Origin of the sequence: Mycobacterium ahvazicum (genome assembly GCF_900176255.2) — a bacterium.
GTDB lineage: Bacteria > Actinomycetota > Actinomycetes > Mycobacteriales > Mycobacteriaceae > Mycobacterium > Mycobacterium ahvazicum.
The window spans coordinates 2,057,880-2,070,949 of record NZ_FXEG02000002.1 but is presented as its reverse complement, the minus strand read 5'-3'; the positions used below and the strand labels follow the sequence as shown (position 1 = coordinate 2,070,949).

Genomic DNA, 13,070 nt, shown 5'->3' with positions numbered 1-13,070 from the left:
CGACGGCTTCATCGCGACGACTTGCTGGGCGGCCTTCTGCGCCAATTGATTTGGGCACCAATGCTATTCTTAGCCTCGGTGAAGATTGAGTGGCGGCCGTCGCCGACCGCGAAGCCCATCGGTTTCATCAACGTGACGAAAGAAGGGCCCCGAGAACCAAAACGACATGGGCTTGGCTCAAAGTCTCGACAACCAGTACGTTACACGGCCCGGGCTTGATGGGCTGGATCCGGTGGCGCACCATGACCGGATGGCTGTTATTGAAACGCTGACCGTGGGAGTCCAGGGGTGAACGCAGGATGACCGAATCTGCCACCACCCGCGTCGCGGTCTACCTCGACTTCGACAACATCGTGATCTCCCGGTACGACCAGGTGCACGGGCGCAATTCCTTCCAGAAGGACAAGGCCAAGGGGCTCGAAACGGACCGGCTGCAGTCGGCGACCGTCGACGTCGGCGCCATCATCGACTTCGCGTCGTCGTTCGGCACACTCGTGCTCACCCGGGCTTACGCAGACTGGTCCGCGGACGTCAACGCCGCTTACCACGGCCAGCTGGTGGGCCGTGCTGTCGATCTCGTTCAACTCTTCCCCGCCGCCGCATATGGCAAGAACGGCGCCGACATCCGGCTAGCGGTCGACGCGGTCGAGGACATGTTCCGATTACCCGATCTGACGCACGTGGTGATCGTCGGCGGCGATTCGGATTACATCGCGTTGGCGCAGCGGTGCAAGCGCCTCGGCCGATACGTCGTCGGAATCGGGGTGGCCGGCGCCAGTAGCCGATCGCTGGCCGCGGCCTGCGACGAGTTCGTTACCTACGATGCACTACCTGGAATACCCACCGCCGCGGTGCAATCCGTCGATGATAAGAAACGCGGCCGACGGCAGAACACGGCCGAGTCCGACGACGAACCGCCGCTTGCCGACGCGCAGACCGCGGCCACCGGGTTGCTCGAACGCGCACTGCGGATAAGCCAGGAGAAGGACGACACCGAGTGGCTGCACAATTCCGCGGTCAAGGCCCAGATGAAGCGGATGGACCCGTCGTTCAGCGAGAAAGCATTGGGCTTTAAATCGTTCAGCGACTTCCTGCGTTCTCGATCCGAGCTCGTCGACCTCGATGAGAGCAGCACCACTCGTTTGGTCCGGTTGCACAACCCGTCGAGCTAGCGCCCGTGATTTTGGGCGCGATTCAGGCGCTGACTTTGCGCCGCCTGCTGGACCGCGGCTTGGCCACCGATGGGGCACTGCGCCCGACCACCTCGGCGAGAAACTTACCGGTGTAGCTTTCGGGCACTGCGGCAACGTCCTCCGGAGTGCCTTGGGCGACAACGGTTCCGCCTTCGGCGCCGCCCTCGGGCCCCATGTCGACGATCCAGTCCGCGGTCTTGATCACGTCCAGGTTGTGCTCGATCACGACGACCGTATTGCCCTTGTCCACAAGGCCGTTGATCACGTTGAGCAGCTTGCGGATGTCGTCGAAATGCAACCCGGTGGTCGGCTCGTCGAGGATGTAGATCGTGCGCCCGGTCGAACGCTTCTGCAGTTCGGAGGCCAGCTTGACCCGCTGCGCCTCACCGCCGGACAACGTCGGCGCGGGCTGACCGAGCCGGACGTAGCCGAGGCCGACGTCGACCAGCGTGCGCAGATAGCGGTGAATGCCGCTGATCGGTTCGAAAAATTCCGCGGCCTCCTCGATCGACATGTCCAGCACTTCGGAAATGGTCTTGCCCTTGTAATGCACCTCAAGGGTTTCCCGGTTGTACCGCGCGCCCTGGCACACCTCACACGGCACATAGACGTCGGGCAGGAAGTTCATCTCGATCTTGATCGTGCCGTCGCCGGTGCACGCCTCGCAGCGGCCGCCCTTGACGTTGAACGAGAACCGGCCCGGTTGGTAGCCGCGGACTTTCGCCTCGGTGGTCGCGGCGAACAGCGTGCGGATCTTGTCGAACACCCCGGTGTAGGTGGCCGGGTTGGAGCGTGGCGTACGCCCGATCGGCGACTGGTCGACGCGAACGAGCTTGTCCAGCTGATCAATTCCGTTGACGCGGGTATGCCGGCCCGGCACCTGCCGGGCACCGTTGAGCCGGTTGGCCAGCACGGCCGCCAGGATGTCGTTGACCAACGTCGACTTGCCCGAGCCGGACACGCCGGTCACCGAGGTCAGCACGCCGAGCGGGAACGACACGTCGATGTCACGCAGATTGTGCTCGCGAGCCCCGACGACGGTGAGCTGACGCTTCTTGTCGACGGCACGCCGATGTTTCGGTGTGGCAATGCTTTCCCGGCCCGACAGGTACGCCCCGGTGATCGAGTCCTTGTTGTTCAGCAGCTCCTGATAGGTCCCGCTGTGCACGATCTTGCCGCCGTGCTCGCCAGCTCCGGGTCCGATGTCGACGATCCAGTCGGCATGCGCGATGGTGTCCTCGTCGTGCTCGACGACGATCAGCGTGTTACCCAAAGCCCGCAGACGCGTAAGGGTTTCGATGAGACGGCGGTTGTCGCGCTGGTGCAGCCCGATCGACGGCTCGTCGAGCACGTACAGCACACCCACCAGACCGGAACCGATCTGGGTGGCCAGCCGAATGCGTTGGGCCTCACCGCCGGACAGTGTGGCGGCCGCCCGGGACAATGACAGGTACTCCAGTCCGACGTCGAGCAGAAAGCCCAGCCGCGACTGGATCTCCTTGAGCACCTGCCCCGCGATCGCTTGCTCGCGCGCGCCGAGGGTGAGCGCGTTGAGGAAGTCGGCACAGTCGGAGATGGACAGCTCGCAGACCTCGGCGATGGACTTGGCGCCCCGGTCGCCCCCAGAGCCTCCCGTCAGCGACACCGCGAGGATCTCGGGTTTAAGCCGCGTCCCCTCACACACCGGGCAGGGCACGTCGCGCATGAAGCCCTCGTAGCGTTCCTTCATCTGCTCGGACTCGGTCTGTTCCATCTTGCGCTGCAGGAACGCCAGCACACCTTCGAAATCGGCGTAGTAGGAACGGGTTCGGCCGTACCGGTTGCGGTACCGCACATGTACCTGATGGTCGGAACCCTCAAGAATCGCCTTGCGGGCCTTGGCCGGAAGCTTGCGCCAGGGGGTGTCCACGTCGAAACCGAGCTCCTCGCCGAGCCCGGCCATCATCCGGGTGAAGTACTCCGCGGTGTGGCCGGCCGACCACGGCGCCACCGCACCCTCGGCCAGGGTGCGCTCCGGGTCGGGCACCACCAGGTCGGGATCGACCTCTTTGCGGATACCCAGGCCCACGCATTCGGGGCAGGCGCCGTAGGGCGAGTTGAAGGAGAACGACCGGGGTTCCAGATCGTCGACGGCCAGCGGATGCCCGTTGGGGCAGGCCAGCTTCTCGGAGAACCGCTGCTCGCGGGCGTGGTCGTGCTCGTCGCGCTCGTCGGGAAACTCCAGGACGACGATGCCGTCGGCCAGGTTCAGCGCGGTCTCCACCGAGTCGGTGAGGCGCTGCTTGGCGGCGGTCTTGACGGTGAGGCGATCCACCACCACCTCGATGTCGTGCTTCTCCTGCTTTTTCAGCTTCGGCGGATCGGACAGCGGGTGCACCACACCGTCGACCCGCACCCGGCTGTAGCCCTGCGCGTTGAGCTTGTCGAAGAGGTCGGCGAACTCGCCCTTGCGGGTACGGACCACCGGGGCCAGCACCAGGAATCGGGTGCCCTCCTCCATCGCCAGCACCTGATCGACGATCTGCTGCGGGGTCTGGCGGGCGATCCGCTCGCCGCAGATCGGGCAGTGCGGGGTGCCGGCGCGCGCGTAGAGCAACCGCAGGTAGTCGTAGACCTCGGTGATGGTGCCGACGGTCGATCGGGGGTTGCGGTTCGTCGACTTCTGGTCGATGGACACCGCCGGCGACAGACCCTCGATGAAGTCGACGTCCGGCTTGTCCATCTGCCCCAGGAATTGGCGCGCGTAGGCCGACAGCGACTCCACGTAGCGACGCTGGCCCTCGGCGAAGATGGTGTCGAAAGCCAGGGACGACTTGCCCGATCCGGACAAGCCGGTGAAGACGATCAGCGAGTCTCGCGGCAGGTCGAGATCGACACCGCGCAGGTTGTGCTCACGGGCACCCTTGACGATTAGGCGGTCAGCCAACGCTGCCCCTCTCCGAAACTATCGAGAATCTTTGCTCGCCTGACGGCAGTACTGCGCACGGCGCATTCCATGCTAGGTGCCCCCACCGACAAGACGCCCATCCCAGCCGACGGAGCAGTAACGTGGCCACTACGACCCGCGCCGGCGACGATGTGCCGGCGCACCCCGGGACCCAGGAGTGGCGCGCGTGACGATCGTGGACGACAACTACACCGGACACGTCGACCCTGGTAACGCCGCCCGGCGCACCCTGCCCGGGGCCACCATCGTCAAGGCGTCGGTCGGCCCGATGGACAACAACGCCTACTTGGTGACATGTTCCGAGACTGGGGAAACGCTTCTGATCGACGCCGCCAACGACGCCGACGTGCTGATCGACCTGGTCCGGCGGTACGCCCCGAAGGTGTCGCTGATCGTAACCAGTCATCAGCACTTCGATCACTGGCAGGCGCTGGAGGCCGTCGCCGCCGCAACCGGCGCGCCGACCGCTTCCCACGAGATCGACGCCGAACCGCTGCCGGTCAAACCGGACCGGTTTCTGGCCAACGGCGACACCGTGCAAATCGGCAAGCTGACGTTCCACGTGATACACCTGCGCGGGCACACCCCGGGGTCGGTCGCGCTGGCACTGGACGGTCCGGCGACGGGCGGCGTCACGCAGTTGTTCACCGGCGACTGCCTGTTCCCCGGCGGGGTGGGCAAGACGTGGCAGGAGGGTGACTTCAGCCAGCTGCTCGACGACGTCACCAGCCGGGTGTTCGAGGTGTACGACGATTCCACCGTCATCTATCCCGGCCACGGCGACGACACGGTGCTGGGCACCGAGCGCCCGCATCTGAGCGAATGGCGCGAGCGAGGCTGGTAACCGCTCGGCTCTCCCCGCATCCGCGGAGTAGCGAAGAGCCCGTCCGGTTAGGACGTGGTGTGCACGATCAACACGTCGACCTTGGCCCGACGTGACACGTTGGCCGGCACCGAGCCGAGCAGGCGCCCCGCGATCGTGCTCAGGCCCACGTTACCGACGACCAGCAGGTCGGCCTTCACGTCTTCGGCCAGGCTGACCAGGGCGTCAACGGGGGCGCCGACGATCGGGCGCTCCTCGACATTCTTGGCACCGGCCTTGTGTGCCCGCTCCTTGGCGTCCTGCAGGATCGCGTAGATCGGGGCGGTGCCCGAAACCTTGTAGCTCTCTTCCTTGAGCACGTCGGCGGCCCGGCCGTCCTGGTGCTGCGGCAGATACGCCGACGCGACGATCAGCTTGGCGTCCGCCCCGGCGATGGTTGCCGCCCGTTCAACGGCACGCAACGATGAGTCCGAGCCGTCAGTGCCGACCACCACGGTCCGATAAGCGGACATTTACCCTCCCAGTCGTTTGCCAGGCCAACCTCAAGACAGTAGCGCGTTGTCCGATCTGGATGGGTCAGATTACCCACACCGCAGCGGTGTGGCGCAAGCCTCCATTTACGGCGCCACGCTGCGGCAACGGCGTTGATTCCCGATAATGAGGCTATGGAATGTCCCCGCCCGGGCCGGAAGGCCTTGCGTGGCGGCGTTTTCCGGGAACCACGGATGCGGCAACGGCGGTCCGTCGGGGATGCCCGGATATCTCGGGCCGGCTGGGCGGACTGCTGGTGACCATGTTGATCGGCTGCGCCTTACAGTGACAAGCATCATGGCTACGTCCGCCGTCGAGCAACGCTCCCCGGGTGTCACCGCCGAGTCCGGGACCGGGCCCGCGCGGGGCAGGTTGCTCGACCCGTGGGCGATCGCCGTGCTGGCCGCCGTCATCAGCGGCGCCTGGGCCTGCCGGCCTTCGCTGTGGTTCGACGAAGGAGCGACGATCTCGGCCGCGGCCAGCCGGACTTTGCCCGAACTGTGGCGGCTGCTGGGCCACATCGATGCCGTGCACGGCCTGTACTACCTGGTGATGCACGGATGGTTCGCCATCTTTCCGCCGACCGAGTTCTGGTCGCGGGTTCCCAGCGCCCTCGCGATCGGGGTCGCTGCCGCCGGCGTCGTCGTGTTCACCAGGCAATTCACCCCGGGACGCGGCACCGCAGTGTGCGCGGGCGTCGTCTTCGCCATCCTGCCGCGCACCACCTGGGCGGGTATCGAGGCGCGCCCGTATGCCATGTCGGTGGCCGCGGCGATCTGGCTGACCGTCCTGCTGGTCACCGCGGTGCGGCGCAACCGGCGCGGGCTGTGGGCGGGTTACACCGTGGCGCTGATGGTGTCGATCCTGCTGAGCCTCAACCTGGTGTTGCTGGTCGGTGTCTACGCGGTGATGCTGCCGCTACTCGCGCCCAAGGGATCCCGCAAGTCGCCGGTCATCTGGTGGGCGGCCAGCACGGCCATCGCGCTGGGTGTGATGACGCCGTTCATCCTGTTCGCGCACGGTCAGGCATTTCAGGTCAACTGGCTGTTCCCGGTCAGCTGGCACTACGCCTTTGACATCGTCCAACGGCAGTATTTCGACCACAGCATTCCGTTCGCGGTGCTCAGCGGGGTGATCATGGTGGCCGCGATCGTCGCCCGACGGTTCGGTGCGCCCGGCCCGGCGGGCGACGTGCGCCGCCTGCTGACCATCTGCGTCGGTTGGATCGTGTTGCCCACCACCGCCGTCGTGGTCTATTCAGCGATCGGCGAGCCGATGTACTTTCCCCGCTACCTGATCCTGACCACACCCGCGATGGCCGTGCTGCTGGCGGTCTGCATCGTCACGGTGGCACGACGGCGGTGGGCGATCGTCGGTGTCGTGCTGCTGTTCGCGATCGCCGCGGTGCCCGATTACCTGTTCGTGCAACGCTGGCCGTACGCCAAGGAAGGCTGGGACTACAGCCAGGTTGCCGACCTGATCAGCTCGCACGCCGCTCCCGGCGACTGCCTGCTGGCGGATAACACGGTGCCGTGGCGGCCCGGCCCGATCCGCGCGCTGCTGGCCACCCGGCCCGCCGCGTTTCGATCGCTGATCGACGTCGAGCGCGGGGCATACGGGCCCAAGGTCGGTTCACTGTGGGACGGCCACGTTGCGGTGTGGCTGACCACGGCCAAGATCAACAAGTGCACCACCCTGTGGACGATCACCAACTACGACAACTCGTTCCCCGATCATCAGACCGGACAATCGTTGCCGCCGGGCGCATTCGGCCGCACGCCGGCGTATAAGTTCCCCAGCTACCTCGGCTTCCACATCGTCGAGCGCTGGCAGTTCCACTACTCGCAGGTCGTCAAATCCACCCGCTGACAGTGCGGGCCACGATGACCCTCTCTGGCGCGCAAATGGGAATGGCGCCAAGCAGTTTCGCTGAGATCGACGGCGTGCTCGCCGTGCTGCGCGCCGAGGACGAGGTGGACTAGGTGTAACGGTCGTCGCGGGCCGCGCGATGCGACGCCAGCACGCCGCTGGCGGCCAGCACCGCGAAAACGAGATACAACGCGCGGGCCGCCGCGGCATCGTCGGCTTCATTCAGGTTGACCACCACGCCCGCCAGCCCGCCACCGAACGCCGCAGAGACCAACTGGACGGTGTTGATCGCCGCAGCCGCCGCACTGCTCTGCTCCGGGTCGTCGGAATCCATCGCACGCACCACCAGGTGCGGCCAGGCGATCCCGATGCCGGCCCCGGTGATCAGCAGCGCCAGCGCCCACAGCGCGACGAACCCGAGCGGGGCGTACGCGCGCTGGGTCAGCGCCGCCAGCGCCAGGCCCGCTGCCATCACCAACGGACCCGCGACGACGAGGCGCCGGATCACGCGCCGGTCGGTCAGTGAAGCGCTGATGATCTCGCTGCCGGTCCATCCGGTGGCCAGCGCCGCGGCGAGAAACCCCGACTCCACCGGGCTCAGGTCAGCCAATTTCTGGCCAAACAGCGGCACATAGATATTGGCCATCGCGGCAGCCATCTCCACCGCCATCACGATGAAGATCCACTTGGCCGGTCCCGGGCCAAATACGCTGCGCGGCAACACCGCTACCGGCGTTCGCCCGTCGACGACGACGAAGACGAACACCAGCAGGACGGCGAGGAGCAACAGCCCCAGGTTCTGCACCAGGTGATGCGGAAGCGCCGCAACGCTGACGGTCAATGCGGCCGAACTCATCAGCAGCAGCGACCAAATGGGAACCTTGCGGACCGGCGTCAGCGGATTGTGGACGACGTGGCCGGGTTCCATAACCGTCAGCACCACCACCGTCATCAGCACGGCCCCGATGCCTGTTGCGGTATGCCCCCACCGCCACAGCCCGAGTTGGGCGAAGAGCCCGCCCGCCACCGGGCCGATCAGCGTCGATACTCCCCACATCGCCGACACCAGCGCCGAGCCGCGAGTCCACAGCGAACGCGGGAGGGCGGTATTGATAAGCGCGTAGCCCAGACCGGCCAGCAGTCCGCCGGACAAACCTCGCAGTGTGCGCCCGGCGACAAGAACCGCCATGCTCGGCGCCAGCGCGTTCACCACGCTGGCGAGGGCAAACACGCTGAGCCCGATCAGGTACGCCCGTCGCGCCCCGATGCGCTGCAGTATCGGGTGGACCGCCGAGGCGGAGACGACGGAACCGATCAGATACAGCGTCGTCGCCCAGGAAAACAACCGCGCTCCGCCGATGTCGGCGATGATGCTGGGAAGCATGCTGACGGTGAGAAATTCGTTGGTGGAGTACAGCAGAACGCCACCCGCAAGAACAGTGGACATCCCCAGGTGCTCGCCGAACAGCTCGCGCCAACTACCGGTCTCATCCTTGGTGACGGTCACTGGTACACCGTATGGTGCGAATCCCCAGTTTCGTCAGCAAAGCATCAGCGCGATGCGTGACGATCGCGCCGACTGGCCAGGGTGGACGCGACGACGGCCGAGGCCGCCAGCCCGGCGATGACGGCATACAGCCACCGGGCCGCCGCCAGGTCCCCGCCCGCAGCGTTGTTGACGACCACGCCCGCCAGCCCGGCCCCGAAGGCCGCGGAGACCAATTGGACGGTATTGATGGCCGCGGCCGCCGCGCCACCCTCGGACGGGTCGTCGACGGTGTCCATCGCACGCATCGAGAGATGCGGCCACGTCATCCCCATTCCGATACCGGCGATCAGGAATCCCACCGACCAGACCATGACGACCCCCGTCGGCGCGTCGGCGCGCTGAGTTACGGCGGCCAGGGCCAGACCCGACGCCATCACCAACGGCGCCACGGCGATCACCCGGTCGACGAGGCGAGGGTCACTCAGTGAGGCGCTGGAGAGCTCGGCGATGGTCCATCCCATGGCCAGTACTGCGCCCAGAAGTCCCGCCGCGACCGGCGTCAGATGGGCCAACCGCTGACCGAACAACGGCACATAGGTGTCGACCATCACGGCGGCCATCTGCACCGCCATCGTGAGGTAGATCCATTTCAGCGGTCCACGGCTGAACACGCTCGGCGGCAATGCTTTTGCATGCATCCGCCAATCGGCCAGCACGAATACGATGATCAGCACCACACCTGCGACCAGCAACCCCGCCATCGCAAAGACGTTGCGCGGCAACTCCGCAACGCTGACTGCCAACGCGGCCGCACCCATCAGCAGCAGCGACAACACCGGCACCCTGGTAATCGCGGTCGGCTCGCCGGTGCCGACGTCGACGTCGGTGAGAACCCTCGGCACCAACACCGCCATCAGCGCGGCGAGAATGACCATGGCACCAAATGCCCACCGCCACAATCCAAATTGAGCAAAGAGGCCGCCTATCGCCGGCCCGATCAAGGTCGCGACCCCCCACATCGCCGACACCAGCGCCGAGCCGCGAGTCCACAGCGAACGCGGGAGGGCGGTGTTGATCAGCGAGTAGCCCAGGCCGGCCAGCAGGCCACCGGCCACACCCTGCAGGGCGCGTCCGCCGATCAATACCCCCATATTCGGCGCCAGCGCGCACACGATGCTCGCGATGCCGAAGACGGCCAAGCCCCACAGGAATGACGAGCGCGCACCTATGCGCAGCCGCAGCGTGTTCACGGTGGCGGCCGCGACGACGGAGCCGACCAGATAGAGAGTGATCACCCACGCGTACAGCCGGCTGCCGCCGATTTCGGCGACGGTGCTGGGGAGCAGGCTGGCGGTCAGAAATTCAGTGGTGGCGTACAGCAGAACGCCACCGGCCAGCACGGTCGACGTTCCGAGGTAGCCGCCCAGCAGCTGGCGCCAGCTGCCGGTCTCGCTCGTCGTATTCGCCACCCCTACACCGTATTAGGCGCGCCGCGGGTCACTTCAGACCGGCCGCATCCATTCCGCGCAGTTCCTTTTTGAGGTCGGCGATCTCGTCACGGAACCGCGCGGCCAGCTCGAATTGCAAGTCGCGGGCGGCGGCCATCATCTGCGCAGTGAGGTCTTTGATCAGGTCGGCCAATTCGGCGCGGGGCATGCTGGCGGTATCGCGGCCTTCGATGATGCCCGCGCTCACGGCGCGACCGGGCTCTCCTTGCGCGCGCCGGCCGCGCGACGCGTTGCGGCCCGACCCGCCGATCTGGACGTTCTCGGAGTCGTCGGCCTCACGATAAACCTGGTCGAGGATGTCGGCGATCTTCTTGCGCAGCGGCTGCGGGTCGATGCCGTTGGCCTCGTTGTAGGCGATCTGCTTGGCGCGCCGCCGTTCGGTCTCGTCGATGGCCTCCGTCATCGAGTCGGTCATTTTGTCGGCGTACATGTGGACTTCGCCGGAGACGTTGCGGGCGGCGCGGCCGATGGTCTGGATCAGGCTGCGTGCCGACCGGAGGAAGCCTTCCTTATCGGCGTCGAGGATCGACACCAGCGACACCTCGGGCAGGTCCAGACCCTCGCGCAGCAGGTTGATGCCGACCAGCACGTCGTAATCGCCGAGCCGCAGCTGGCGCAGCAGCTCCACCCGGCGCAGGGTATCCACCTCGGAGTGCAGGTAGCGCACCCGGATGCCCATCTCCAACAGGTAGTCGGTGAGGTCTTCGGCCATCTTCTTGGTCAGGGTGGTCACCAGCACCCGCTCGTCGGCCTCGGCCCGCTTGCGGATCTCCCCGATCAGGTCGTCGATCTGCCCCTTGGTCGGCTTGACGACGACCTTCGGGTCCACCAGGCCGGTCGGGCGAATCACCTGCTCGACGAACTCCCCGGCGGCCTGGCCCAGCTCATAGGGCCCCGGGGTAGCTGACAGGTACACCGTTTGCCCAATCCGGTCGGCAAATTCCTCCCAGGTCAGCGGGCGGTTGTCGACCGCCGACGGCAACCGGAATCCGTATTCGACGAGGTTGCGTTTGCGCGACATGTCGCCCTCGTACATGCCGCCGATCTGCGGGACGGTGACGTGCGACTCGTCGATGACCAGCAGGAAGTCTTCCGGGAAGTAGTCCAGCAGCGTCGCCGGAGGCGAGCCGGCGCCCCGGCCGTCGATGTGGCGCGAGTAGTTCTCGATGCCGGAACAGAACCCGACCTGCCGCATCATCTCGATGTCGTAGTTGGTGCGCATCCGCAGCCGCTGGGCCTCGAGCAGCTTGCCCTGGCTCTCGAATTCGGCGAGCCGCTCCTCGAGTTCCTGCTCGATGGTCGAGATCGCCTGCGCCATCCGCTCCGGCCCCGCGACGTAGTGGGTGGCCGGAAAGATGCGCAGCGAGTCGACCTGACGGACTACGTCGCCCGTCAACGGGTGCAGGTAGTACAGCGCCTCGATCTCGTCACCGAAAAACTCGATGCGCACCGCGAGCTCTTCGTAGGACGGAATGATCTCCACGGTGTCGCCGCGCACCCGGAACGAGCCGCGGGTGAAGGACAGGTCGTTGCGGGTGTACTGCACGTCGACCAGCAACCGCAACAGCCCGTCGCGGGGCACCTCTGTGCCGACCCGCAGCTCGACCGAGCGGTCGAGGTAGGACTGCGGCGTACCCAAGCCGTAGATGCACGACACCGACGCCACCACGACCACGTCGCGACGGGACAGCAGCGACGACGTCGCGGAATGCCGCAGCCGCTCGACATCGTCGTTGATCGAGCTGTCCTTCTCGATGTAGGTGTCGGTCTGCGCGATGTAGGCCTCCGGCTGGTAGTAGTCGTAGTACGAGACGAAGTACTCCACTGCGTTGTGCGGCAACATCTCTCGCAGCTCATTGGCCAGCTGGGCGGCCAGCGTCTTGTTCGGGGCCATCACCAGGGTGGGCCGTTGCAGGCGCTCGATCAGCCAGGCAGTGGTAGCCGACTTCCCGGTGCCGGTCGCCCCGAGCAGCACCACGTCGCGCTCCCCCGCCAGAATCCGTCGCTGCAGCTCGTCGATGGCGGCGGGCTGGTCACCGGCGGGATCGTGCGGGCTGACCACCTCGAACCGGCCGCCCGCGCGCACGACCTGCTCGACCGCGCGGTACTCCGAATGCGCGACGACGGGGTGCTCGGTGGCAAAGGCCATGTCCCCAGGGTAGAGGCGTGCACCGACAACTGTGTCGACGCCGGTCCTAGGATCGCTTCGATGACGGATTCTTCGGAGTAGGTAGCAGTCGATCTCACCGACGGAGAACGCGAGTTTGTTTGGCATGCGCTGCATGAGTGGCAGAACTCGGCGGCGTGGAAGCCATTCCCGATCGAGGTGCTGGGATTGTCGAATTGGGATGAGTTCGACCAACTAACAGGGCGTCTAGCTCGCGCTGTGACCGAAGGCAGTAGCTGACGTCACTTGACTGGGCGCGGGTGCTATATCTACCCGAATCGTCCTGGGCCAGTAGCCTCGTCGGGGCGGCACTCGATTTTCCATCGTCACACGGTTTTCCGACGCCAAAGGATTGGCTTTGCTTCGTGGGCTGCAGCGGAAAATCGGCGGGATCGACAATGCTGACATCCTGTTCCCCGGTCGCGGGCGGTTCCGCCCCGTCGAGGAGTGGAAGCGCGAGAGCGAACGAATAATCCGCGAGCAGCAGGGACGGCAGTATCCGCCTGGACTGTAAGCCGCCCACACCACGCCACCTGAATCTGA

The 13,070-nt window shown here is 66.1% G+C and carries 8 protein-coding genes; 3 read left to right on the top strand and 5 right to left on the bottom strand.

Features of this window, described 5'->3' with window-relative positions; all coding sequences use genetic code 11:
• The first annotated feature begins 299 nt into the window (after positions 1-299).
• Complete coding sequence (locus tag MAAFP003_RS11960; RefSeq protein WP_096287171.1) at positions 300-1,172, top strand: NYN domain-containing protein; 873 nt, start codon at positions 300-302, stop codon at positions 1,170-1,172.
• Positions 1,173-1,194: 22 nt separating this feature from the next.
• Here MAAFP003_RS11960 and uvrA read toward each other — a convergent pair whose 3' ends face one another.
• On the bottom strand, positions 1,195-4,119 hold the full coding sequence (gene uvrA, locus MAAFP003_RS11955; RefSeq protein WP_096287169.1) for an excinuclease ABC subunit UvrA: 2,925 nt from the start codon (positions 4,117-4,119) through the stop codon (positions 1,195-1,197).
• Positions 4,120-4,306: 187 nt separating this feature from the next.
• Here uvrA and MAAFP003_RS11950 point away from each other — a divergent pair, with 187 nt between their 5' ends.
• Complete coding sequence (locus MAAFP003_RS11950) at positions 4,307-4,984, top strand: MBL fold metallo-hydrolase (RefSeq protein WP_096291077.1); 678 nt, start codon at positions 4,307-4,309, stop codon at positions 4,982-4,984.
• A 47-nt stretch (positions 4,985-5,031) separates the two neighbouring features.
• Here MAAFP003_RS11950 and MAAFP003_RS11945 read toward each other — a convergent pair whose 3' ends face one another.
• On the bottom strand, positions 5,032-5,475 hold the full coding sequence (locus MAAFP003_RS11945; RefSeq protein WP_096287167.1) for a universal stress protein: 444 nt from the start codon (positions 5,473-5,475) through the stop codon (positions 5,032-5,034).
• 238 nt (positions 5,476-5,713) lie between these two features.
• On the opposite strand from MAAFP003_RS11945, the gene MAAFP003_RS11940 reads away from it, so the two are divergent.
• The gene (locus MAAFP003_RS11940) at positions 5,714-7,363 is read left to right on the top strand and encodes a mannosyltransferase (protein ID WP_243393971.1); all 1,650 of its coding nucleotides are present in this window, start codon (positions 5,714-5,716) and stop codon (positions 7,361-7,363) included.
• A 109-nt stretch (positions 7,364-7,472) separates the two neighbouring features.
• On the opposite strand, the gene MAAFP003_RS11935 is transcribed toward MAAFP003_RS11940, so the two are convergent.
• The 3 genes from MAAFP003_RS11935 to uvrB are packed head-to-tail and all read right to left on the bottom strand — an operon-like array spanning position 7,473 to position 12,509.
• Complete coding sequence (locus MAAFP003_RS11935) at positions 7,473-8,870, bottom strand: MFS transporter (protein ID WP_096287163.1); 1,398 nt, start codon at positions 8,868-8,870, stop codon at positions 7,473-7,475.
• A 44-nt stretch (positions 8,871-8,914) separates the two neighbouring features.
• Complete coding sequence (locus tag MAAFP003_RS11930; protein ID WP_096287161.1) at positions 8,915-10,321, bottom strand: MFS transporter; 1,407 nt, start codon at positions 10,319-10,321, stop codon at positions 8,915-8,917.
• 28 nt (positions 10,322-10,349) lie between these two features.
• A complete protein-coding gene (uvrB, locus tag MAAFP003_RS11925; protein ID WP_096287159.1) occupies positions 10,350-12,509 on the bottom strand; it encodes an excinuclease ABC subunit UvrB in 2,160 nt (719 codons plus the stop codon).
• Positions 12,510-13,070 lie beyond the last annotated feature (561 nt).